The sequence below is a fragment of the Pseudomonas sp. Pso3 genome (genome assembly GCF_055393275.1).
Window position 1 is genome coordinate 894,785 of record NZ_AP043687.1, and the last position, 21,447, is coordinate 916,231.

Sequence of the window (21,447 nt, forward strand, 5' to 3'; positions counted from 1 at the left end):
GCGGGCACTGAACGGTGGCGATGCCAGCGTTTCCAGGCCTGACCCTATCGCAGGCGCAGGGGTGTCATGCCCTTGCTTCCGGCCCTTTCAGCCAAGGAGACCGTAATGCAGCTCAAAGACGCTTCCCTGTTTCGCCAGCAAGCCTATGTCGACGGCGCCTGGATCGACGCCGACAGCGGTGCCACCGTCAAGGTGGACAACCCGGCCACCGGCGAGACCCTGGGCACCATTCCCAAGCTCGGTCGCGCCGAGACCAAGCGTGCCATCGATGCCGCCAACCGCGCCCTGCCGGCCTGGCGGGCGCTGACCGCCAAGGAGCGTTCGGCCAAGCTGCGTCGCTGGTACGAGCTGATGATCGAGAACCAGGACGACCTGGGCCGGCTGATGACCCTGGAGCAGGGCAAGCCGCTGGCCGAGGCCAAGGGCGAGATCGCCTACGCCGCCTCCTTCATCGAGTGGTTCGCCGAAGAAGCCAAGCGCATCTATGGCGACACCATCCCCGGCCACCAGGCCGACAAGCGCATCCTGGTGATCAAGCAGCCCATCGGCGTCACCGCCGCCATCACGCCGTGGAACTTCCCCACCGCGATGATCACCCGCAAGGCCGGTCCGGCCCTGGCCGCCGGTTGCACCATGGTGATCAAGCCCGCCAGCCAGACCCCCTATTCGGCGCTGGCCCTGGTCGAGCTGGCCGAGCGCGCCGGCATTCCCAAGGGCGTGCTGAGCGTGGTCACCGGCTCCGCCGCCGAGATCGGCGCCGAGCTGACCGAAAGCCCCATCGTGCGCAAGATCTCCTTTACCGGCTCCACCGAGATCGGTGCCAAGCTGATGGAGCAGAGCGCGCCCACCATCAAGAAGCTGTCGCTGGAGCTGGGCGGCAACGCGCCCTTCATCGTCTTCGACGACGCCGACCTGGACAAGGCCGTGGAAGGCGCCATCGCCTCCAAGTACCGCAACGCCGGCCAGACCTGCGTCTGCGTCAACCGCCTCTACATCCAGGACGGCGTCTACGACGCCTTTGCTGAGAAGTTCAAGGCCGCCGTGGCCAAGCTCAAGGTCGGCAACGGCCTGGAAGAGGGCGTGACCATCGGCCCGCTGATCGACGCCAAGGCCGCGGCCAAGGTCAAGGAGCACATCGACGACGCCGTGAGCCAGGGCGCCAAGGTCATCGCCGGGGGCAAGGCCCACGCCAACGGTGGCAGCTATTTCGAACCGACCATCCTCGCCGACGTGCCCAAGAGCGCCAAGGTGTCCAAGGAAGAGACCTTCGGCCCGCTGGCGCCGCTGTTCCGCTTCAAGGACGAGGCCGAGGTCATCGAACTGGCCAACGACACCGAATTCGGCCTGGCCTCCTACTTCTATGCCCGCGACCTGTCCCGCGTGTTCCGCGTGGCCGAGGCGCTGGAGTACGGCATGGTCGGCATCAACACCGGCCTGATCTCCAACGAAGTCGCCCCCTTCGGCGGCGTTAAGGCCTCGGGCCTGGGCCGCGAAGGCTCCAAGTACGGCATCGAGGAATACCTGGAGATCAAGTACCTCTGCCTGGGCGTCTGATCGCCCTCGTTGGGCTTCGCTGCGCTCAACCCAACCCAACCTACCAGCACCCGTAGGTTGGACGAGACGGCGCCATGGTCGAAGCCCGACAGACCCTCAGCCTGACCCAAAGCTTTCCCCCGGCGCGGACGCCGGGCCGTTGGCAGTCGATCATCGTATGCTGCCCGGAATCCGGTCCGCGCCTTTCCCGTAGCCGGCCGCCACGATGAGCGGCCATCGAGGACTGCAATGAGCCACACCAATGATTCCCTGATGCACCGCCGCAGCGCCGCCGTCGCCCGTGGCGTCGGCCAGACCCACCCGATCTTCGTCGCCCGTGCGGAGAACGCCAAGGTCTGGGACGTCGAGGGCAACGAGTTCCTGGACTTCGCCGGCGGCATCGCCGTGCTCAACACCGGCCACCTGCATCCGCGCGTAGTGGCGGCCGTGCAGGAACAGCTGACCAAGGTCTCCCACACCTGCTTCCAGGTGCTGGCCTACGAGCCCTATGTCGAGGTCTGCGAAAAGCTCAACGAACTGGTGCCGGGCAACTTCCCGAAAAAGACCGCGCTGTTCAACTCCGGCTCCGAAGCCGTGGAGAACGCGGTCAAGATCGCCCGCGCCGCCACCCAGCGTGCCGGCGTCATCGCCTTCTCCAGCGCCTACCACGGTCGCACCATGATGACCCTGTCGCTGACCGGCAAGGTCGCGCCCTATTCGGCCGGCATGGGCCTGATGCCCGGCGGCGTCTATCGCGCGCTTTACCCCTGCGAACTGCATGGCATCAGCGTCGATGACGCCATCGCCAGCGTCGAGCGCATCTTCAAGAACGATGCCGCCCCCGGCGACATCGCCGCCATCATCCTCGAGCCGGTGCAGGGCGAGGGCGGCTTCTATGCCGCGCCCAAGGAATTCATGCAGCGCCTGCGCACCCTGTGCGACACCCACGGCATCCTGCTGATCGCCGATGAAGTCCAGTCCGGCGCTGGCCGGACCGGCACCTTCTTCGCCATGGAGCAGATGGGCGTCGACGCCGACCTGGTGACCTTCGCCAAGTCCATCGCCGGCGGCTTCCCGCTGTCGGGCGTGACCGGTCGCGCCACGGTGATGGATGCCGTCACCCCCGGCGGCCTGGGTGGCACCTACGCCGGCAGCCCCATCGCCTGCGCCGCAGCCCTGGCGGTGATCGAGACCTTCAAGGAAGAGAACCTGCTGGATCGCTCCAAGGCCGTGGGCGAGCGCCTCACCGCCGGTCTGCGCGAACTGGCCGCCCAGCACGCGCAGATCTGCGACGTCCGTGGCCTGGGCGCCATGATCGCCATGGAGCTGGGCAAGGGCGGCGACATTGAGCAGCCCGATGCCGAGCTGACCAGTCAGATCGTGGTCCGGGCGCGTCAGAAGGGCCTGATCCTGCTCAGCTGCGGCAGCTACGGCAACGTGCTGCGCATCCTGGTGCCCCTGACCGCCAGCGACGAAGAGCTGGATCGCGGCTTGGCCATTATCGGCGAGTGTTTTGCCGAATTGGCCTGAGTCCTGCCTAAACCGCCCTCCTGGAGGGCGGTTTTTTTGTGACACGCTTGGCACAAACCTCGCTTTGCCGCATCATCCGCCGCTTCGCTTTCCTCAAGCAGGAGTGGGTTGGGATGCCGCCCCTGATACTCATCGTAGACGCCAATCCCTGGACCCGTGACCTGCTCAAGTCGCTGGTGCTGGCCGTGCGTGCCGATGCCCTGGTGCATGAATACGGCCATGGCTATCAGGCCCTCGCCGAACTGGATCAGCGCAAGAGATGCGCCCTGATCATCGTCGAGCGACCGGCCGACTGCGACGGCCTCGACCTGTTGCGGCGCATTCGCCAGCGCGGCGCCCAGCCGCTGCAGCCGGTGATCCTGCTGTCCGACCATTCCGATGCCGCCTATGTGCGCGCCGCCCTGCGTCTGGCACCAACGGCCTATCTGGTCAAACCCTATGCGGCGGAAGAGGTGTTGCGCCGCCTGCACAGTCTGTTGCCGCCCGCGGGAGACGCCTCTCAAACAGCCAGTGCCCCGGCCCTGGGCTCCCTGGACGATCATCTGCAGCGCATGGCCGCCGAAATCGACGCCGTGCCGCTGTTCGCCGACCTGCCCGCCATCATCCAGCGCTGCCGCGAGAGCGAGAGCTGCAGCCTGGGCGAACTGGAAACCGAATTCGGCCAGGATCCGCTGGTCACGGCGACCCTGATCGCCGCGGCCAACAGTGCCTCCCAGCGCGTCGGCCAGTCCTGCCAGACACTCAGCCAGGCCCTGCCGCGGCTGGGCGTCGGCTTCACCCTCAATCTGGTCCTGGGCCTGAGCCTGCGGCGGGCAACCCGCCTGGCCGAGCCGCTGTTGGCCGGACGCGCCGAGGGCTATCTGCACCTCGCCCAGCGCGCCGCCGATTGCGCCCGGCTGCTGGCGCTGCGCTATGTGCGCGAAGATGCCGAACGCTGCTATACCGCCGGCCTGCTGCACCGCCTGGGTGAGCTGGCCGTGCTGCAGGGCGTGCAGCGCTGGTGCGACGGGGGTGGTGCCATCGACGAAGCCGCGCTGGAACGCGCGCTGCTGAGCTACAGCCTGGAATTCTCCGCGGAACTGCAGCGGCACTGGCGACTGCCCCTGGAGTTGCGCGAGCTGGTGGCCGCGGTGCACAGCCTGCAGGGCGTGTTGCCCAAGCCGTCGCTCATCCTGCACTTGGCGGCGCAGGCGGCGAATCCCGCCCCGGGCGAGTCCCTCGAAGCCCTGCTGGAGCACAAGGCCGGGCGCATGCTGGGGCTGGAGGCGGCGGTCTGGCAGCTGGCCGTCACCCAGCTCAAGCTAGGCTAGCGCGCGGTATCGGGGCGATAGCCCAGGCGCAGTCCACCCCAGTGGCGGCCATTCACCAGGATCGGCACCGAAAGGTCGTGCATCACCTCGCCGGTGTCTCTCATGTAGGTCTGCAACAGCAGGCGGCGCTGATGGCTGCCGCAGCGCTTGCCGGTGCGGTCGCTGAACAGGCGCTTGCTGCGACTGCGCGCGGTATCCACCGCCACGTCGCCGGTGGGCGCATGGGCGAAGGCGCGGTTGTGGGTGGGCACATAGCCTTCCGGGGTACAGGCGATGGCGAAGACCAGGCCGGGATGCTGGTCCAGCAGCGGCTCCTGGATCGCCGGTAGCACGCCATCGGTATAGCTGTCGAAACGGGTGCGGTACTTGGCCGGCTGACTGCCGGGCACCGGCTGGTACTGGCGGTCGAAGAGGGCGTCCTGGGTGATGCGCCCGGCGGCCAGGTCTTCCTCGAAGCGCCGGCCGATGGCATCCGCGCCCTGGCGCGCCAGTTCGAAGATGCGCTGGTGATAGCTGTCCAGGCCGACCTCGGCCAGACGTTCGCTGCTGGCTTCGGCCATGTCCACCAGTTCGTCGGCGGCGCTGCTGAGCCGGCTGGTCTGGCGCTCGCTGTCGGCCAGATCGCTGTGCACCTGCTCCACCGCCTGGGCCAGGCTTTCCAGCTGGGCGAGATTGGCCGAGGTGCCCTGGGCGATGTCCGCGGCCTGGCGCTCGGCGGTCTGCGCCAGCTCGGCGATCTCCTGCAGGCCTTCGCCGGTACGTTCGACCTGGCGCACGCCGTCTTCCAGCGCCTGGGCCAGTTGCTGGATCTGCGCCACCACGGCGTCGGTCTGCTGGCTGATGTCGGCGACGATCAGCCCCACCTCGCCGGTCGCGCTGGAGGTCCGCGCCGCCAGGCCCCGGACCTCGTCGGCGACCACGGCAAAGCCGCGCCCGTGCTCGCCGGCCCGGGCGGCCTCGATGGCGGCATTGAGCGCCAGCAGGTTGGTCTGGCTGGCGATGCCCTGGATGACCTCGGTGACCTGCTGGATCTTGTCGGTGCGGGCACTCAGGCCGGCGATCAGTTCGCGGCTCTGGCGGGCGTGCTCGCTGAGGGCACGGATGGCGGCGATCGCCGTACTCAGGGCGTCCTGACCGGCCTCGCTGCGCTGGTGCACCTGCTGCGCCACCGCCAGGGCCTGGCGGGCGCTGGCGGCGCTGTCGTGCTCGGTCTGGGTGAGGGCTGAGGCACTGCTGGAAATCTGCGCGGCCGTGCTGGCCTGGGACTGGACCCGAGCCGCTAGCTGCTGGGCGGCAAAGGCCACGCCGGCGATGGCCACGGCGTTGCGCGCCGTGCTGCGCGAGAGATCGCCGGTCAGTTCATCGAAAGACTGGGTGGAAGCGGGTGGTGCCTCGGGCTTGCGCAGCAGCAACCAGGGCCAGAGGGCGGCCATCAGGACCAGCCCCATGCCAGCAACGGTGGATAGCGCCAGCCCCTGCCAGAGCAGCAAGGCCGCCACGAGGCTGGCCAGGTGAAGCGACAACACGACGGGCCAGCGCCTGGGCATGCGACCTCCTTGTAATTTTGCTCGATCGAGGACGAAGTGTGACGGCTGTCAGCTTCGTCGATCATGGAGCCGGCTTTCCGGAGGTTGCAACCGCTGTCTGGTCCCGGCGGCTACGACTTTCGTCTTAGCCGCCTGCGGCGGGTCAGGGCGTACGCGGCAGGAAATGCAGCGGCGCACCCCGTTGCAGCCCGGCCAGCACCGGGTGGTCCTTGACCAGTTCCACCTCGATCACCTCGCTCTGCTCCGGCACCCTCAGGGTGACCCGGGTGGTGGCGCCCAGCGGCCGGATGTCGCGCACTTCGGCGGCGTGGTAACCCGGTCGCGGCTCACGCTCCAGCTCCACCTCGTGCGGACGGAACAGCACTTCCTGCTCGCCCAAGGCCAAGCGGTTGGAGTCGCCGAGGAAGTGATAGACGAAGTCGCTCGCCGGCTGCTCGTAGACCTCGCCGGGCGAGCCGACCTGTTCGATCTGGCCCTTGTTCATCACCACGATGCGGTCGGCCACCTCCATGGCTTCTTCCTGGTCGTGGGTGACGAACACGGAGGTCAGGTGGATCTCCTCATGCAGCCGTGCCAGCCAGCGCCGCAGCTCCTTGCGCACCTTGGCATCCAGGGCACCGAAGGGTTCGTCGAGCAGCAGGATCTTGGGCTCCACCGCCAGGGCGCGGGCCAGGGCGATGCGCTGGCGCTGACCGCCGGAAAGTTGCTCCGGGTAGCGATCGGCCAGCCAGTCGAGTTGCACCATGTTCAGCAGTTCATGCACCTTGCTAGCGATCTGCGCCTCGCTCGGCCGCTCGCGGCGCGGCTTCATGCGCAGCCCGAAGGCCACGTTGTCGAACACCGTCATGTGGCGGAACAGCGCGTAGTGCTGGAAGACGAAGCCGACGTTGCGATCGCGCACGTCACGCCCGGAGACGTCTTCGCCATGGAAGCCGATGTTGCCGGTGTCCGGCGCTTCCAGGCCGGCGATGATGCGCAGCAGGGTGGTCTTGCCGCAGCCAGAGGGGCCGAGCAGGGCGACCAGCTCGCCACTCTCGATGTGCAGGTTGATGTCCTTGAGCGCCTGGAAGGCGCCAAACCTCTTGTTGATGCCCTGGATCTCGATACTCATGGCGCCTTATTCCTCGTCACGGTGCTGCAGTTGGCGGCTCAGGCGACTCTCGCTCCACTGCCGCAGCAGCAGGATCACCAGGGCCATCATCAGCAGCAGGATCGCCACGCTGAAGGCGGCGACGATGTTGTATTCGTTGTAGAGAATCTCGATGTGCAACGGCAGGGTGTTGGTCAGGCCGCGGATATGGCCGGAGACCACCGACACCGCGCCGAACTCGCCCATGGCCCGGGCGGTACAGAGCACCACGCCATAGATCAGCGCCCATTTCACGTTGGGCAGGGTCACGTGCCAGAACAGTTGCCAGCCACTGGCGCCCAGCAGGCGCGCCGCCTCTTCCTCCTGGGTGCCCTGTTCCTGCATCAGCGGGATCAATTCGCGGGCCACATAGGGAAAGGTGACGAAGATGGTCGCCAGCACGATGCCCGGGACGGCAAAGACGATCTGCACATCGACGCTCTGCAGATAGGGGCCCAGCAGCCCCTGGGCGCCGAACAGCAGCACATAGATGAGACCGGCGATCACCGGCGAGACCGAGAAGGGCAGGTCGATCAGGGTGATCAGCAGACTCTTGCCGGTGAATTCGAACTTGGTGACGCACCAGGCCGCGGCCAGGCCGAAGGCCAGGTTCAGAGGTACCGAGATGGCGGTGGCGAACAGCGTCAGCTTGAGCGCCGAGATCGCATCCGGTTCGCTGATGGCGTCCCAGAAGGCACCGATGCCGTTGGCCAGGCCCTGGCTCAGCACCATGTACAGCGGCAGCACTAGGACCAGCAGGAAGATCAGCCAGGCGCTGGCGATCAGCGCGATGGCCACCGGGGTGCGCTGCTTGTTGGCGCGCGCATCGGCCTTGGTGGAAGTCATGAGGCTCATGCGGACGTCCTTAGATGTTGGGCTGGATGCGGCGCTGCAGGATGTTGATCAGCAGCAGCATGACAAAGGACACCAGCAGCATGAACACGCCGATGCCGGTGGCGCCGGTGTAGTCGTACTGGTCCAGCTTGGAGACGATGAGCAGCGGCAGGATCTCGGTCTTGAACGGGATGTTGCCGGCGATGAACACCACCGAACCGTACTCGCCCACGCCGCGGGCGAAGGCCAGGGCGAAGCCGGTCAGCCAGGCCGGCAGCAGGGTCGGCACCAGCACGTAGCGGAACACCTGCCAGGGGCGGGCGCCCAGGCAGGTGGCGGCTTCCTCGATCTCCTTGGGGATGTCCGCCAGCACCGGCTGCAGGGTGCGCACCACGAAGGGCAGGGTGACGAAGATCAGCGCCAGGGTGATGCCGATCGGGGTATAGGCGATCTTGAAGGGAAACAGCGAACCGATCAGGCCGTTGGGCGCATAGAGGGCCGTCAGGGCGATGCCGGCCACCGCGGTGGGCAGAGCGAAGGGCAGATCGACCATGGCATCGATCAACTTGCGCCCGGGAAACTCGTAGCGCACCAGCACCCAGGCCAGCAGGGTGCCGAGGATGCCATTGACGAAGGCGGCGAGCAGGGCCGTGCCAAAGGACAGCTGCAAGGCGGCCAGCACCTGGCGCCCGGTGATCAGCGACCAGAACTGCCCGAGGGTCAGCTGGCTGGCGTGGAGGAACATGGCGCCCAGCGGGATCAGCACGATCAGCGCGAGGTAGGTCAGGGAAAATCCCAGGGTCAACCCGAAGCCGGGTATGACCGGGGAGAGACGGCGAGACATGAGACGTCCTTCTGCAAGGCGCCCCGGCGATGCATTCGCCAGGGCGCAGAGGGGTGGAACGATACCTGTTCCGGGCCGGTCAGCGTGAGCCGTCCCGGCCGGGGCGCTATTTGTTGATGTCGGCGAAGATCTTGTCGAACACCCCGCCGTCGGCGAAGTACTTGGGCTGCGCCTCTTTCCAGCCGCCGAATTCCTGGTCGATGGTCACCAGCTTGACCGGCTTGAACTGATCCTTGAATTCCGCCGCCACCTTGGCATTGCGGGGACGATAGAAGTTCTGCGCGGCGATGCGCTGGCCCTCGGGGCTGTAGAGATACTGCAAATAGGCCTCGGCCTGCTTGCGGGTGCCCTTCTTGTCGACCACCTTGTCCACCACCGCCACCGGGGGCTCGGCCAGGATCGACAGCGACGGGGTGACGATCTCCAACTGGTCGCCGCCTTCTTCCTTGAGCGACAGATAGGCTTCGTTCTCCCAGGCGATCAGCACGTCGCCCAGCTGACGCTGCACGAAGCTGATGGTGGCGCCGCGTGCGCCGGTATCCAGCACCGGGGCGTGGCGATAGAGCTCGGTGACGAACTTGAGCGCCTCGGCATCGCTGCCGTACTTGGCCTTGGCATAGGCCCAGGCGGCGAGGAAGTTCCAGCGGGCGCCGCCGGAGGTCTTGGGATTGGGGGTGATGACCTGGACGTCCTTCTTCACCAGGTCGTCCCAGTCCTTGATGCCCTTGGGATTACCCTTGCGCACCAGGAAGACGATGGTCGAGGTGTAGGGGGTGCTGTTGTCCGCCAGCCGCTTCTGCCAGTTGGGGTCGACCAGCTGCTGGCGCAGGTTGAGGGCATCGATATCGCCGGATAGCGCCAGGGTCACCACATCCGCCTGCAGGCCATCGATCACCGAGCGCGCCTGCTTGCCGGAGCCGCCATGGGAATTCTTGATGGTCACGTCTTCGCCGGTCTCGGCCTTCCAGTGCTTGGCGAAGGCGGCGTTGTACTGCTGGTAGAGCTCGCGGGTCGGATCGTAGGACACGTTGAGCAATTCAACGGCGTGGACCTGGGTGGCGAACAGGGCACCGGCCAGCGCGGCCAGGGCGAAACGGCGAATCGACATGAAAAGGCTCCTTGACGTGAGAATGCCGGACACCGTCTGGCGGGCACCTTGCCCGCTCGTCCGCTGACCTCGAGAACTCAGTGCTTGTTGGTGTGGCCGCTCTGGGGCCGGAATTTTTCCTTGCGCTCGATCTGTACCACCTGCCCGTTGTGCACGGTGATCTCGATGGCGCCGAACCTGAGTCCGCGCAAAGCCTGCTGGATATCGCGGAGCAGTGCGGTTTCGTCCTGGTTTTCCAGGCTGCGGAACGGAACGGAGCTCATGGGATGGCGTCCTCGGAGGCAGAGATGGGCGAAGAGGTGGGCCATCTTAGAATGCCGATCTTTATTTCTTAAAATTGCTAATAATGCTTTGTTTATTCACTTTTAGAATTAGCAGTCTGTGAAGGACACGTTGTGTAGCAAAAGGGAGGGCTGGATTTATCGCCCGCCCCGGCAATAATGCGCGAACGCCTGTTCACTGAACTTTCCGTGACAGTTGCACTACACAACTCGCGCGAGGTCCTCTGCGTCCATGAGCTACAACGGCCTGCTCGACCTGTCGGTCTGGCAACTGGTGGTGGTCACCCTGCTGCTGACCCACCTGACCATTGTCAGTGTCACCGTCTACCTGCATCGCTACTCCGCCCACCGCTCGCTGGAGCTGCATCCCGCGCTCAAGCACGCCTTCCGCTTCTGGCTGTGGCTGACCACGGCAATGAACACCCGCGAGTGGACCGCCATCCACCGCAAGCACCACGCCAAGTGCGAAACCGAAGAGGACCCGCACAGTCCGGTGCACAAGGGCCTGGCCACCGTGGTCCGCCGCGGCGCCGAGCTGTACAAGGCCGAGGCCAACAACGCCGATACCCTGCGCATCTATGGCAAGAACTGTCCGGACGACTGGATCGAGCGCAAGCTCTATTCCAATCCGCGCACCCGCAATATGGGCGTGGTGCTGATGCTGCTGATCGACATCGCCCTGTTCGGCGCCCTGGGTCTCACCGTCTGGGCGGTGCAGATGGTCTGGATTCCCTTCTGGGCCGCGGGCGTGGTCAATGGCCTCGGCCATGCCGTGGGCTATCGCAACTTCGAATGCCGCGACGCTGCCACCAACCTCATCCCCTGGGGCATCGTGATCGGTGGCGAAGAGCTGCACAACAATCACCACACCTATCCCAACTCGGCCAAGCTGTCGGTCAAGCGCTGGGAATTCGACATGGGCTGGGCCTGGATCAAGCTGTTCACCTGGCTGCGCCTGGCCAAGGTCAATCGCGTCGCCCCCATCGCCCATCGCATCGAAGGCAAGGGGCAGCTGGACATGGACACCGCCATGGCCATCCTCAACAACCGCTTCCAGATCATGGCCCAGTATCGCAAGCAGGTGATCGGCCCGCTGCTGCGGCAGGAGCGGGTCAGCGCCACGCCCTCCCAGCGTCCGCTGTTCCGCCGTGCCAGGGGGCTGCTGGCCCGCGAGACCAGCCTGCTCAAGGCCCGCCATCAGGTGCGCATCGACGAGCTGCTCGAACACAGCCAGGCGCTGAAGCTGATCTACGAAAAGCGCCTGGCGCTGCAGCAGATCTGGGCCCGGACGAGTGCCAATGGCCATGACATGCTGGCGGCGACCCGGCAGTGGATCGGCGAGGCCGAAGCCAGCGGTATCCAGTCCCTGCGAGAATTCGCCGAACAGCTGAAAACCTATTCCCTGCGGCCGGCCGGAACCGCCTGAGAAAGGCTTCACAAAAGCCCACCGAAGCGGTGGGCTGCCCTATGCGGGGATTGAACCAGGCTGGTTTCAGCTGTCTCTAACTCCCTCAGGACCCCGCGTAGGCGCATTTGTATATGGATGAACAACCCCCACTGTCTGCTCTTCCCACCCCGGAAGAGAATCTTCTGGCTCTCCTGCACTCGCGGGCCGAGGCAGATCGCCTGCGTGATCGTGAGCAGCTCTTCAGCGCCCTGCTGGAAAGCGTCAACGCCGTACTCTGGGCGCTGGATTGGCGCAACCGCCAGATCATCTATGTCAGCCCCGCCTACGCACAGATCTTTGGTCGCTCCCAATCGCTGGTCCTGAGCGACTACAGCACCTGGCTCAACAACATCTATCCCGATGACCTGGAATACGCTCAGCGCACCCTGGAACAGGTGATCGAGCAGGGCGCCGTGGAGTCGCGCGAGTACCGCATCATCCGCGCCGACGGCGAGATCCGCTGGCTCAGCGACAAGTGCTTTGTCAGCCAGCGCAGCGAAGCCGGCATGCCCCTGCTGGTGGTGGGCATCGCCGAAGACATCACCGACAAGAAGCGCATGGAGGAAGAGCTGCAGCGGCTCGCCACTACCGATGTGCTGACGCGCAGCAGCAATCGCAGGCATTTCTTCGAAAGTGCCCAGCGCGCCTTCGAATTCGCCCAGAACGAAGGCGAGCCCCTGGCCTTCCTGCTGCTCGACATAGACGACTTCAAGAAGATCAACGATCGCTTCGGTCACCAGATGGGTGATCAAGTGTTACAGCGTGTTGCCGAATGCGGTGCCCAGACCACGCGCCGGGGCGATCTGTTCGGCCGTATCGGGGGCGAGGAATTCGCCCTGCTGCTGCCGGGTTGCGACAGCGACCTGGCACTGCAGATCGGCGGACGCCTGCAACGGGCCGTGCGGCAACTGGCGGTGCCCACTGCCGAGGGGCCGCTGAAGGTCACCATCAGTCAGGGCGTCACCGTCCTGCGCGAGGGCGATGAGTCCCTCGACACCCTTTATGTCCGGGCTGACGAAGCCATGTACCGGGCCAAGCGCCAGGGCAAGGATCAGATCGTCCAGGGCTGAAGTCCCTCTGCCAGGCGGCCCGGCGACATCCCGGATGGCCTGGCCGCCGATTCAGCCGGCTGCGCGCGTCGCGTCCCCGCTGTCCTACCAGCCGGGCGGCTGCCCGGCCTCTCCAAAGTTCACGCCATCGTCTCCTTCATTCGCCGATCTTTCGCTTCAGTGTGCCGCCATCGCCTGGCCTGCAGCCTGAAAAGGGTCACCGCGCCGATTGGAAAGACTTTTGTTGCAAGGCAGGTGGCGCCCAGTTAGCAACGAAAGCGCTCGACTGCTGCGGAAATCGGCTGGCAGGTCAGTCGCAAAAAATTACAAGTCCTTGAAGAAGAACGGAAATTCATTTGAATTCAGGGCTCGCGGGGCAAAAGTAGCTGGCTGGAAGGTTGCCGAATATCCCTCGAAACGCCCGCTCTAGAGCGTCACGGCGCTGGGTTGGGAGGGCTGGTTTCCCAGCAAAAGGCAAACCTTTCCCAGGGGGTGGGCAGCGCAGGTTCCCTCGGGTCATGACCGAACAGTCAGAGCGGAAGACCACAGGGCGGGTTTTCAACCAGGTATCGCTAGACGAAATGCTTTTTTGCAATTAGCTTTCGCAACGTGGAAGACGGTGGCAGGGACCCTGTGCTGGAGGTCGCAACTTAAAAGTCGACCAGGCCCGGGATAATTCTCCAAATTGAAACAAAAGCCCTCTAGCTTTCCCTTCCGCACGGCCCGTCGGGCATACCACCAGCAGGCGCTGACACCTCTGGTGGCCGCATAACAACGATTCACCCCTGGAGCACACATGGTCAAGAAGCCACTGGTGGTCGCGGTCTCCGCGGCCTGTCTGAACCTGTCCGTCATCGCCGCTGCCCACGCTGCCGGCTTCGTCGAAGACAGCAAAGCCACCCTCAGTCTGCGTAACTTCTACATCAACACAGACAACCGCAACGGTACTGCCAATCCTTCCCGCGTGATGGATTGGGGTCAGGGGTTCCTGCTTAACTATCAGTCCGGCTTCACCCAGGGCACCGTCGGTTTCGGTGTTGATGCAATCGGCATGCTGGGTCTGCGTCTGGACAGCGGTGGCAAGGCCAACGGCGCCAGCGGTGGCAGCGTGCAGAACGGCACCATGTTCCCGCGTGATACCGATAACAGCGCCGTTGACGAGTTCTCCAATGTCGGCGCTACTGCCAAGATGAAGATCTCCGAAACCGAGTTCCGCTACGGCACCCTGATGCCGAAGCTGCCGGTCGTGGTCTCCAACGACGGTCGCCTGCTGCCGCAGACCTTCCAAGGTGCTCAAGTCACGTCCAAGGACATCAAGAACGTGACCCTGACCGCCGGCCAGCTCGAGCGTGCCAAGAACCGTAACTCCACCGACGAAGACGATCTGTCCATCGCCGGTTCCAACGGTGCCGCGAATGCCGCCCTGCGTCGCAACAGCGATCATTTCCGCTTCGTCGGTGCCGACTACAAGGTCACCAAAGACCTGACCCTGCAGTACTACTTCGGTCAGCTGGAAGACTTCTACAACCAGCACTTCCTGGGTCTGGTGCACAGCGTCAAGCTGGGCGACGGTACCTTCAAGACCGACTTGCGCTATTTCGATAGCAACAGCCAGGGCGAAAACCGCAAGGCCGACAGCACCGGCCTCTACGTGTCCAGCGGCTACTACGGTGGTACCCGTACCACTGGCGAGATCGACAACCGCCTCTACAGCGGCCTGTTCACCTACTCGATCTACGGCCACACCTTTGGTCTGGGTTATCAGGGCAGCAACGGCAACAGCGCCTTCCCCTACCTGAACGAGAACGGTGGCGCTTCGACCTATGCCATCACCGATATTCAGATCAACAACTTCACCCGTTCCGGCGAAGACACCTGGCAGGCTCGCTACTCTTATGACTTCGCTCAGCTGGGCGTCAAGGGTCTGACCGCTGGCGTCATCTATCAGCGCGGTGACAACATCCGTACCCGTACTGGCGACGCCATGGAATGGGAACGCGACCTGACCGTCAGCTACGTCATCCCAGAAGGCCAGCTGAAAGGTCTGGGCTTCACCTGGCGTAACGCCATGCTGCGTTCCGACCTGCCGGCCGTTTCTCAAGCCGGTGTACCGGGCCAGCGTGACGTTGACGAAAACCGTCTGATCGTCAGCTACACCCTGCCGCTGCTCTAAGCCGCGCTCAGGTCAAGAAAAAGCCCGTCGCGAGACGGGCTTTTTCGTTTCCGCCGGAAATCAGCGACCGGTCGGCTGCTGCTGGGTGATGCAGTGGATGTTGCCACCGCCGAGCAGGATCTCGCGGCCGGGAACCTGCACCACCTCGTGCTCCGGGAAGCAGGCCTGCAGGGTGCGAAGGGCCTCGGCATCCTCGGGGACGCCAAAGGTCGGGGCGATGATGCCGCCGTTGACGATCAGGAAGTTGACGTAGGACGCGGCCAGCCGCTCGCCGGCCCGGCGTGGCTGGGTGCCAAGGCAGGCATCCACGTCCCGGCATTCCTCTTCGCTGGCGAACAGCGGGCCCGGGGTAACGATCCGATGCACCTTGAAGGTGCGGCCGCGGGCATCGGTTTCGCGTTCCAGTACGGCCAGGGCCTCGCGGCAGCGGCTGTAGTTGGGATCGGCCTGGTCGTCGCACCAGCTCAGCAGCACCTCGCCCGGGCGCACGTAGCAGCAGAAATTGTCCACGTGGCCGTTGGTCTCGTCGTTGTAGAGACCATGGGGCAGCCAGATGACCTTGTCCACCGCCAGGTAGTCGCTCAGGTAGCGCTCGATCGTCTCGCGATCCAGGTGCGGATTGCGATTGGCGTTGAGCAGGCATTCCTCGGTGGTGATCAGGGTGCCTTCGCCATCGACATGGATGGAGCCGCCTTCGAGGACGAAGTCCGGGGTGCGGTAGCCCGGTAGGTTCTCGATCGCCAGGATTTTGCCCGCCACCTGGTCATCGCGCTGCCAGGGGAAATAGAGGCCGCCATCCAGGCCACCCCAGGCGTTGAAGCTCCAGTCCACCCCGCGCACGCCGCCCTGGCCATCGCTGACGAAGGTCGGGCCGGTGTCACGACACCAGGCGTCGTCATTGCTGATTTCCACCACGCGGATATGCGGATGTTGCAGGCGAGCACGGGCATTCTCGTATTGCTGCGCCGAGGCGCCGACGGTGACCGGCTCGAAACGGGCGATGGCCTGGGCGACGGCAGTGAAGGCGGCCTGGGCGGGTTTGCCGCCCAGGCGCCAGTTGTCCGGGCGCTCGGGCCAGACCATCCAGATCTGGCGCTGGTCGGCCCATTCGGCGGGCATGTGGAAGCCGTCGGCACGCGGCGTGGTGAGGGTGGTCATGGCGAGGCTCTCCGTCCAGAGTCGTCGTGGGCTGATAAGGGAAAGGATCGAAAGGGCGCCGCGGGCGCGAACACGCGCAGGGCGCCAGAGGTCATGCAGAACAGCTGCCGACCGGTGCGGGACCGGTCGGCAGGCTGGCGCTTACACGGTGTGCAGGTACCAGTTGTACTCGAGGTCGGAGATGGAGTGCTCGAACTCCTCCAACTCGTGTTCCTTGCAGGCGACGAAGATGTCGATGTACTTCGGATCGATGTACTCCGCCATCACCGAGCTGTCGTCCAAGTAGCGCAGGGCATCGCGCAGGTTGTTCGGCAGGCTCTGCTCGTGCTGCTCGTAGGAGTTGCCCTCGGTGACCGGACCGGGCTCGATCTGCCGGGTCAGGCCATGGTGCACGCCAGCCAGGACGCCGGCCAGCAGCAGGTAGGGGTTGGCGTCGGCGCCGGCCACCCGATGCTCGATGCGGTGCGCCTCGGGCGTGCCGGTGGGGACGCGCAGGGCGGTGGTACGGTTGTCCAGGCCCCAGCTCGGCGCATTGGGCACGAAGAACTGCGAGCCGAAGCGGCGATAGCTGTTCACGTTGGGGCAGAGGAAGGCCATGCAGGCGGGTAGGGTCTCGAGCACACCGCCGATGGCATGACGCAATGCGGCGTTCTGCTCGGGATCCTCGCCGGCAAAGATGTTGCGGCCTTCCTTGTCCAGCAGGGAGATATGCACGTGCAGGCCGTTGCCCGCCTGGCCCGGGTAGGGCTTGGCCATGAAGGTGGTATCCATCTCATGGTCGTAGGCGACGTTCTTGATCAGGCGCTTGAGCAGCACGGCGTAGTCGCAGGCCTTGATCGGATCGGCGACGTGGTTGAGGTTGACCTCGAATTGCGCCGGAGCCGATTCGGCGACGATGGCGTCGGCCGGAATGCCCTGGGCGCGGGCGCCGTCGATGATGTCCTGCAGGCAGTCCGCGTATTCGTCCAGATCGTCCATGGAGTAGACCTGGACCGACTGGGGGCGCTTGCCGGAAATGGGCGAACGCGGCGGTTGCGGGCGGCCGTTGATGTTCTCCTGATCGATCAGATAGAACTCCAGCTCGAAGGCGGCGCAGACCGTGAGGCCGAGCTCGTCGAAACGCTGGACGACCTGGCGCAGGACCTCGCGGGGGTCGGCGAAGAAGGGCTCGCCTTCCATCTCGTGCATGGTCATCAGCAGCTGCGCGGTGGGGCGCTTCTGCCAGGGCTCCATGGAGAGGGTGTCGGTGATGGGGAAGCAGACGCGGTCGGCGTCGCCGATGTCGAGGCCGAGACCGGTGCTTTCGACGGTGGAGCCGGTGATGTCGAGGGCGAACAGCGAAGCGGGGAGGTTGATTCCTTTCTCGAAGACTTTGGGCAGATTGTTGCGCTCGATGCGTTTGCCACGCACCACGCCATTCATATCCGCAATCAGAAGATCGACGAACTGGACCTCAGGGTGCTCCCTGAGGAAGTCGGTCGCTTCATCCAAACGAACGGCACGCGGGGGTACCGACATGATGAAACACCTTTGCTTTTGGCTGCGCTCGACAAAACGGTTAGCGCCTGATGCGCCTGTTTGCCCAGTGGGCCAACCGCAGTGAGGGCACGAGTGCCCGCTGTCGATCCGACAGCGACCTGAGAGTACGGTCTCGCCTGCGCTCCGACGCTTTGTCAGCGCCCCTGTTAAAAATATCAATCAGCGGAGTTACCACCCTGGAGTCAATCCGAAAGGCGGACCAAAGTCAACTGGAGGCAACCCTGCTCGGAGGTGGTGCGCAGGCGCCTGTTTTTGGCGCATTTAGTCGGGCTGAAACGCCTCTGTTTAGCCGCTTCTGTGCAGAATCTCGAAACTTTTTGCCGGTGGTTGTGAAAAATAACGAACAAGACTAGGCTCGGATGATTCCTGTTCAACCCGGTGCCCCATGTCCGCGCTGCCCCTCATAGGTGTCACAGCCTGTACCAGGCAACTAGGCCTGCATCCCTTTCACATCGCTGGCGACAAGTATCTGCGCGCGGTGGTGGAGGGGGCCGCGGGCATGCCGCTGGTGATCCCGGCCCTGGCCGACCTCATCGCCACCGACGCCCTGCTCGAGCGCCTGGACGGTCTGCTGTTCACCGGTTCGCCCTCCAATGTCGAGCCCCATCACTACCAGGGTGCGCCCAGCGAGCCCGGCACCCCGCATGACGCGGCCCGCGATGCCGTGACCCTGCCGCTGTTGCGCGCCGCCGTGGCGGCAGGCGTGCCGGTGCTGGGCATCTGCCGTGGCTTCCAGGAAATGAACGTGGCCTTTGGCGGCAGCCTGCACCAGAAGGTGCACGAGGTCGGTTCCCTCATGGACCACCGCGAACGCGGCGAGACCCTGGAGGAGCACTATGGCCTGCACCATCCGGTCGAGGTCCAGCCGGGCGGCCTGTTCGAGGCCCTCGGCCTGCCGGCGCGCTTCGAGGTGAATTCCATCCATGGCCAGGGCATCGACCGCCTGGCGCCAGGATTGCGCGCCGAGGCGCTGGCCCCCGACGGCCTGATCGAAGCCGTCTCGGTCCGCGAGGCCCGCGCCTTCGCCTGCGGCGTGCAGTGGCACCCGGAATGGAAGGTGCGCAGTCACCCGGTCTATCTCGCCTTATTCGAGGCGTTCGGCAAGGCCTGCAAGGCGCGCGCTGCCGAGCGCTGATGCTGTTCACCCCGCTCGAACCTTCGAGGTCTTTATGAGCACCCCGCTTGACCGGCTCACCGCCTGGTTGAAAGAACGCAAGATCACCGAAGTGGAATGCCTGGTCGCCGACCTGACCGGCATCGCCCGCGGCAAGATTTCCCCCACTGCCAAGTTTCTCAACGAAAAGGGCATGCGCCTGCCGGAGAGCGTGCTCCTGCAGAGCGTGACCGGGGACTATGTCGACGACGACATCTACTACGAACTGCTCGACCCGGCCGACATCGATATGCACTGTCGCCCGGACGATCGCGCGGTGTTCCTGGTGCCCTGGGCACTGGAGCCCACCGCCCTGGTGATCCACGACACCTACGACAAGCGCGGCATCCCCATCGAGCTGTCGCCGCGCAACCTGCTCAAGAAGGTGCTCAAGCTCTATGCCGAGCATGGCTGGCAGCCCATCGTCGCACCGGAAATGGAGTTCTACCTGACCAAGCGCAGCGACGACCCCGACTATCCGCTGCAGCCGCCGGTAGGCCGCTCCGGGCGCCAGGAAACCGGGCGCCAGTCCTTTTCCATCGATGCCGCCAACGAATTCGATCCGCTGTTCGAAGACATGTACGACTGGTGCGAGGCCCAGGAACTGGATCTGGATACCCTGATCCACGAGGAAGGCACCGCACAGATGGAGATCAACTTCCGCCATGGCGATCCGCTGCACCTGGCCGACCAGATCTTCGTCTTCAAGCGCACCCTGCGCGAGGCGGCGCTCAAGCATAACGTCACCGCCACCTTCATGGCCAAGCCCATGACCGGCGAGCCCGGCAGTGCCATGCACCTGCACCAGAGCGTGGTGGATCTCAAGACCGGCAAGACGGTGTTTTCCAACCCCGATGGCAGCATGAGCGAACTCTTCCTGCACCACATCGGTGGTCTGCAGAAGTACATTCCCGAGGCGCTGCCGCTGTTCGCCCCAAACGTGAATTCCTTCCGCCGCTTCCTGCCCGACACCTCGGCGCCGGTCAACGTGGAGTGGGGCGAGGAGAACCGTACCGTGGGCCTGCGGGTGCCGGATTCCGATCCGCAGAATCGCCGGGTGGAGAATCGCCTGGCGGGCGCCGATGCCAACCCCTACCTGGCCCTGGCGGCCAGCCTGCTGTGCGGCTATCTGGGCATGATCGAGAACGTCTCGCCCAGCGCGCCGGTGCAGGGGCGTGGCTACGAACGTCGCAACCTGCGCCTGCCGCTGACCCTGGAAGCCGCCCTGGAGCGCATGGAGCAGTCGGCCACCCTGGAACGCTATCTGGGGAGTCGCTTCACCCGCGGCTATGTCGCGGTGAAGCGCGCCGAACACGAGAACTACAAGCGCGTGATCAGTTCCTGGGAGCGGGAGTTCCTGCTGCTCAGCGTCTGACCGCGATCCGAGGAGAGGCTTCGTGAACACCTTTACCACCGCCCATTGGCAGGACCTGAGTCGCCGGCATCTGCTGGCGCCCTTCACCGACTATCGCCAGCTCAACGAAAAGGGCGCGCGCATCATCACTCGCGCCGAGGGCGTGCACCTCTGGGACAGCGAGGGTCAGCGCATCCTCGACGGCATGGCCGGACTCTGGTGCGTCAACGTCGGCTACGGCCGGGAAGAGCTGGTCGAGGCGGCTAGCCGCCAGATGCGCGAACTGCCCTACTACAACCTGTTCTTCCAGACCGCCCACCCGCCGGCGCTGGAGCTGGCCAAGACCATCGCCGAGCTGGCGCCGGAGGGCATGAACCATGTGTTCTTCACCGGTTCCGGCTCGGAGGCCAACGACACCGTGCTGCGCCTGGTGCGCCATTACTGGGCGACCAAGGGCCAGCCGGAGAAGCGCGTGGTCATCGGGCGCTGGAACGGTTACCACGGCTCGACCCTGGCCGGGGCCAGCCTGGGCGGCATGGCGGCGATGCACGAGCAGGGCGGCCTGCTGCCCGACATCGTGCACATCCCGCAGCCCTACTGGTTCGGTGAAGGCGGCGAGATGAGCCCGGAGGAATTCGGCATCTGGGCGGCCGATCAGCTGGAGCGGAAGATCCTCGAGGTCGGGGAAGAGCGCGTCGCCGCCTTTATCGCCGAGCCCATCCAGGGCGCCGGCGGGGTGATCGTGCCGCCGGAAAGCTACTGGCCGCGGGTGCGCCAGATCCTCGCCAAGTACGACATCCTCTTCATCGCCGACGAGGTCATCTGCGGCTTCGGCCGTACCGGCGAATGGTTCGGCAGCCAGTACTACGGCAACGCTCCGGACCTCATGCCCATCGCCAAGGGGCTCACCTCCGGCTACGTGCCCATGGGCGGCGTGGTGGTGCGCGACGAGGTGGTCAGGGTGCTCGACGAGGGCGGCGAGTTCTATCACGGCTTCACCTATTCCGGGCATCCGGTGGCGGCCGCCGTGGCCCTGGAAAACATCCGCATCCTGCGCGACGAAGGCATCGTCGACCGGGTTCGCAGCACCACGGCACCCTATTTGCAGAAACGCTGGGCGGAGCTGGCCGACCACCCGCTGGTGGGTGAGACCCGTGGCGTTGGCATGGTGGCGGCGCTGGAGCTGGTGCGCGACAAGAAGACGCGGTCGCGGTACGAGGGTGGGGCGGGCATGCTCTGTCGCGAGCACTGCTTCCACAATGGCCTGGTGATGCGCGCGGTGGGCGATACCATGATCATCGCGCCGCCGCTGGTGATCACGCCCGAGTCCATCGACGAGCTGGTTACCCTGGCGCGCCTGAGCCTCGATCAGACCCATGAGCTGCTGCGCCAGCGTGGCTAATGGCCGGCAAGGCTTGAGCGCGGCGGCGGACCTTGCCAGACTGCGCGCGGGCGCTG

At 65.2% G+C, this 21,447-nt stretch carries 17 protein-coding genes; 9 read left to right on the plus strand and 8 right to left on the minus strand.

Annotated elements, in window-relative coordinates; all coding sequences use genetic code 11:
- The first annotated feature begins 105 nt into the window (after positions 1-105).
- From gabD to ACZ5R1_RS04215, 3 genes are all read left to right on the plus strand, one after another.
- Positions 106-1,554 carry an NADP-dependent succinate-semialdehyde dehydrogenase gene (gene gabD / locus ACZ5R1_RS04205; RefSeq protein ID WP_027600146.1) on the plus strand — a complete coding sequence of 483 codons (1,449 nt, stop codon included), beginning with the start codon at positions 106-108 and terminating at the stop codon, positions 1,552-1,554.
- A gap of 228 nt (positions 1,555-1,782) precedes the next feature.
- Positions 1,783-3,063: a 4-aminobutyrate--2-oxoglutarate transaminase gene (gene gabT, locus ACZ5R1_RS04210; RefSeq protein WP_027600147.1), complete on the plus strand. Its 1,281-nt coding sequence runs from the start codon at positions 1,783-1,785 to the stop codon at positions 3,061-3,063.
- Between the two features lie 113 nt (positions 3,064-3,176).
- On the plus strand, positions 3,177-4,373 hold the full coding sequence (locus ACZ5R1_RS04215; protein WP_288472516.1) for an HDOD domain-containing protein: 1,197 nt from the start codon (positions 3,177-3,179) through the stop codon (positions 4,371-4,373).
- On the opposite strand, the gene ACZ5R1_RS04220 is transcribed toward ACZ5R1_RS04215, so the two are convergent.
- From ACZ5R1_RS04220 to oscA, 6 genes are all read right to left on the minus strand, one after another.
- The gene (locus ACZ5R1_RS04220; protein WP_169854801.1) at positions 4,370-5,920 is read right to left on the minus strand and encodes a methyl-accepting chemotaxis protein; all 1,551 of its coding nucleotides are present in this window, start codon (positions 5,918-5,920) and stop codon (positions 4,370-4,372) included. The genes ACZ5R1_RS04215 and ACZ5R1_RS04220 overlap by 4 nt on opposite strands.
- A 142-nt stretch (positions 5,921-6,062) precedes the next feature.
- Positions 6,063-7,031, minus strand: coding sequence for a sulfate/molybdate ABC transporter ATP-binding protein (locus ACZ5R1_RS04225; protein ID WP_027600150.1), 969 nt, complete (start codon positions 7,029-7,031; stop codon positions 6,063-6,065).
- Between the two features lie 6 nt (positions 7,032-7,037).
- The gene (gene cysW / locus ACZ5R1_RS04230) at positions 7,038-7,904 is read right to left on the minus strand and encodes a sulfate ABC transporter permease subunit CysW (RefSeq protein WP_027600151.1); all 867 of its coding nucleotides are present in this window, start codon (positions 7,902-7,904) and stop codon (positions 7,038-7,040) included.
- 10 nt (positions 7,905-7,914) lie between these two features.
- Entirely contained in the window at positions 7,915-8,727 is an 813-nt protein-coding gene (gene cysT, locus ACZ5R1_RS04235; RefSeq protein WP_027600152.1) for a sulfate ABC transporter permease subunit CysT, read from the minus strand.
- A gap of 106 nt (positions 8,728-8,833) precedes the next feature.
- Positions 8,834-9,835 (minus strand): sulfate ABC transporter substrate-binding protein, encoded by a 1,002-nt coding sequence (locus ACZ5R1_RS04240; protein WP_288434952.1) that lies wholly within the window; start codon positions 9,833-9,835, stop codon positions 8,834-8,836.
- A 77-nt stretch (positions 9,836-9,912) separates the two neighbouring features.
- Positions 9,913-10,098, minus strand: coding sequence for a sulfur starvation response protein OscA (gene oscA, locus ACZ5R1_RS04245; RefSeq protein ID WP_027600154.1), 186 nt, complete (start codon positions 10,096-10,098; stop codon positions 9,913-9,915).
- A 250-nt stretch (positions 10,099-10,348) separates the two neighbouring features.
- On the opposite strand from oscA, the gene desA reads away from it, so the two are divergent.
- The 3 genes from desA (at position 10,349) to ACZ5R1_RS04260 (ending at position 14,785) form a co-directional block, all read left to right on the plus strand.
- Complete coding sequence (desA, locus tag ACZ5R1_RS04250; protein ID WP_027600155.1) at positions 10,349-11,542, plus strand: delta-9 fatty acid desaturase DesA; 1,194 nt, start codon at positions 10,349-10,351, stop codon at positions 11,540-11,542.
- A 113-nt stretch (positions 11,543-11,655) separates the two neighbouring features.
- Positions 11,656-12,633 carry a GGDEF domain-containing protein gene (locus ACZ5R1_RS04255; protein ID WP_027600156.1) on the plus strand — a complete coding sequence of 326 codons (978 nt, stop codon included), beginning with the start codon at positions 11,656-11,658 and terminating at the stop codon, positions 12,631-12,633.
- 775 nt (positions 12,634-13,408) lie between these two features.
- Positions 13,409-14,785, plus strand: coding sequence for an OprD family porin (locus tag ACZ5R1_RS04260; RefSeq protein ID WP_027600872.1), 1,377 nt, complete (start codon positions 13,409-13,411; stop codon positions 14,783-14,785).
- A gap of 60 nt (positions 14,786-14,845) precedes the next feature.
- Here the strand turns inward: ACZ5R1_RS04260 and aguA are convergent, their stop codons facing one another.
- Together aguA and ACZ5R1_RS04270 are read right to left on the minus strand one after the other, a co-directional pair.
- On the minus strand, positions 14,846-15,943 hold the full coding sequence (gene aguA / locus ACZ5R1_RS04265) for an agmatine deiminase (RefSeq protein WP_144947887.1): 1,098 nt from the start codon (positions 15,941-15,943) through the stop codon (positions 14,846-14,848).
- Positions 15,944-16,084: 141 nt separating this feature from the next.
- The gene (locus ACZ5R1_RS04270; RefSeq protein WP_007160769.1) at positions 16,085-17,461 is read right to left on the minus strand and encodes a glutamine synthetase family protein; all 1,377 of its coding nucleotides are present in this window, start codon (positions 17,459-17,461) and stop codon (positions 16,085-16,087) included.
- A gap of 406 nt (positions 17,462-17,867) precedes the next feature.
- Between ACZ5R1_RS04270 and ACZ5R1_RS04275 the strand changes: the two genes are divergently transcribed.
- From ACZ5R1_RS04275 to ACZ5R1_RS04285, 3 genes are read left to right on the plus strand one after another with little or no spacing between them, the layout of a single operon-like run.
- Complete coding sequence (locus ACZ5R1_RS04275; protein WP_288504707.1) at positions 17,868-18,617, plus strand: gamma-glutamyl-gamma-aminobutyrate hydrolase family protein; 750 nt, start codon at positions 17,868-17,870, stop codon at positions 18,615-18,617.
- A 34-nt stretch (positions 18,618-18,651) separates the two neighbouring features.
- Complete coding sequence (locus ACZ5R1_RS04280) at positions 18,652-20,010, plus strand: glutamine synthetase family protein (protein WP_027600160.1); 1,359 nt, start codon at positions 18,652-18,654, stop codon at positions 20,008-20,010.
- Positions 20,011-20,032: 22 nt separating this feature from the next.
- On the plus strand, positions 20,033-21,391 hold the full coding sequence (locus ACZ5R1_RS04285; protein WP_288504709.1) for an aspartate aminotransferase family protein: 1,359 nt from the start codon (positions 20,033-20,035) through the stop codon (positions 21,389-21,391).
- The last annotated feature ends 56 nt before the right edge of the window (positions 21,392-21,447 follow it).

Bases quoted from the DNA above. Each gene is read 5' to 3' on its own strand.
- ACZ5R1_RS04255 (WP_027600156.1), top strand. From the start codon at position 11,656: ATGGATGAACAACCCCCACTGTCTGCTCTTCCCACCCCGGAAGAGAAT.
- ACZ5R1_RS04240 (WP_288434952.1), bottom strand. From the start codon at position 9,835: ATGTCGATTCGCCGTTTCGCCCTGGCCGCGCTGGCCGGTGCCCTGTTC.
- ACZ5R1_RS04225 (WP_027600150.1), bottom strand. From the start codon at position 7,031: ATGAGTATCGAGATCCAGGGCATCAACAAGAGGTTTGGCGCCTTCCAG.
- cysW (WP_027600151.1), bottom strand. From the start codon at position 7,904: ATGAGCCTCATGACTTCCACCAAGGCCGATGCGCGCGCCAACAAGCAG.
- aguA (WP_144947887.1), bottom strand. From the start codon at position 15,943: ATGACCACCCTCACCACGCCGCGTGCCGACGGCTTCCACATGCCCGCC.
- desA (WP_027600155.1), top strand. From the start codon at position 10,349: ATGAGCTACAACGGCCTGCTCGACCTGTCGGTCTGGCAACTGGTGGTG.
- ACZ5R1_RS04215 (WP_288472516.1), top strand. From the start codon at position 3,177: ATGCCGCCCCTGATACTCATCGTAGACGCCAATCCCTGGACCCGTGAC.
- ACZ5R1_RS04220 (WP_169854801.1), bottom strand. From the start codon at position 5,920: ATGCCCAGGCGCTGGCCCGTCGTGTTGTCGCTTCACCTGGCCAGCCTC.
- ACZ5R1_RS04280 (WP_027600160.1), top strand. From the start codon at position 18,652: ATGAGCACCCCGCTTGACCGGCTCACCGCCTGGTTGAAAGAACGCAAG.
- ACZ5R1_RS04275 (WP_288504707.1), top strand. From the start codon at position 17,868: ATGTCCGCGCTGCCCCTCATAGGTGTCACAGCCTGTACCAGGCAACTA.
- gabT (WP_027600147.1), top strand. From the start codon at position 1,783: ATGAGCCACACCAATGATTCCCTGATGCACCGCCGCAGCGCCGCCGTC.
- oscA (WP_027600154.1), bottom strand. From the start codon at position 10,098: ATGAGCTCCGTTCCGTTCCGCAGCCTGGAAAACCAGGACGAAACCGCA.
- cysT (WP_027600152.1), bottom strand. From the start codon at position 8,727: ATGTCTCGCCGTCTCTCCCCGGTCATACCCGGCTTCGGGTTGACCCTG.
- gabD (WP_027600146.1), top strand. From the start codon at position 106: ATGCAGCTCAAAGACGCTTCCCTGTTTCGCCAGCAAGCCTATGTCGAC.
- ACZ5R1_RS04270 (WP_007160769.1), bottom strand. From the start codon at position 17,461: ATGTCGGTACCCCCGCGTGCCGTTCGTTTGGATGAAGCGACCGACTTC.
- ACZ5R1_RS04260 (WP_027600872.1), top strand. From the start codon at position 13,409: ATGGTCAAGAAGCCACTGGTGGTCGCGGTCTCCGCGGCCTGTCTGAAC.